General features: G+C 68.2%; 2 protein-coding genes. One reads left to right on the top strand and one right to left on the bottom strand.

What is annotated here, in order from left to right:
- Positions 1 to 216, top strand: a 216-nt coding sequence (locus HX774_RS18630; RefSeq protein ID WP_218650526.1) for a hypothetical protein, incomplete at its 5' end; no start/stop codon positions are given.
- Here the strand turns inward: HX774_RS18630 and HX774_RS18625 are convergent.
- The gene (locus HX774_RS18625; RefSeq protein ID WP_178828925.1) at positions 217 to 477 is read right to left on the bottom strand and encodes a hypothetical protein; all 261 of its coding nucleotides are present in this window, start codon (positions 475 to 477) and stop codon (positions 217 to 219) included.
- Positions 478 to 575: the final 98 nt, after the last annotated feature.

Below are 575 nucleotides of genomic sequence, written 5' to 3'. Positions count from 1 at the left end.
GCCGCTGAACTGAAAGTCGCCCGTAAGATGCTGGGATGGAATCAACTGACCATGGCGCGGGCGCTCCGCCTCGCCGGGACCCCGGAGAAGATGGCGGCGCGCGTCAACGACATGGAGGCCGGGAAGCGTGACATCAGCGGCCCCGTCCAGGTCGCTGTGGAGGCCTTCCTCAGCGGCTGGCGCCCCAGCGGCTGGAGCGAACCCGCATCTCTCTGATCAACGCGATCGCGGTCCGACATTGGAAGAAGGGCCTTGCGGGTGGAGGATCTCCCAGCCCGTCATCGGCGTCATCTCCTGGGATCCCTCCGCCTGGACGAGCAGTTCGACATCCTGCCCGGAGAGGTGAAGTCTCCGCGTCAGGCGCAGTCCGGCTTCCTCCGCATCCACCCGGTAGTCGTATTCGCCGACAGGGCGCCTGTTCTTCAGGACACGCCATCCGCCCTGGACCCGCCGCACGGCGATCGTGACCTTGTCCATCCTCCGGCTCCCGGCGACGCCAAGGGCCACCTAGCACGGGTCGGGTCGATCCCCGCCACTTCAGGCCCGCTGAGGCGGGTCGCTGTCGGCGCGCCGAC

Origin of the sequence: Brevundimonas sp. P7753, assembly GCF_013386595.1 — a bacterium.
Classification (GTDB): Bacteria; Pseudomonadota; Alphaproteobacteria; order Caulobacterales; family Caulobacteraceae; genus Brevundimonas; species Brevundimonas bullata.
This window is presented reverse-complemented; position numbering and strand designations above follow the sequence as displayed.

Excerpts from the sequence above, each read along its gene's own strand:
- HX774_RS18625 (WP_178828925.1), bottom strand. The coding sequence starts at position 477 with ATGGACAAGGTCACGATCGCCGTGCGGCGGGTCCAGGGCGGATGGCGT.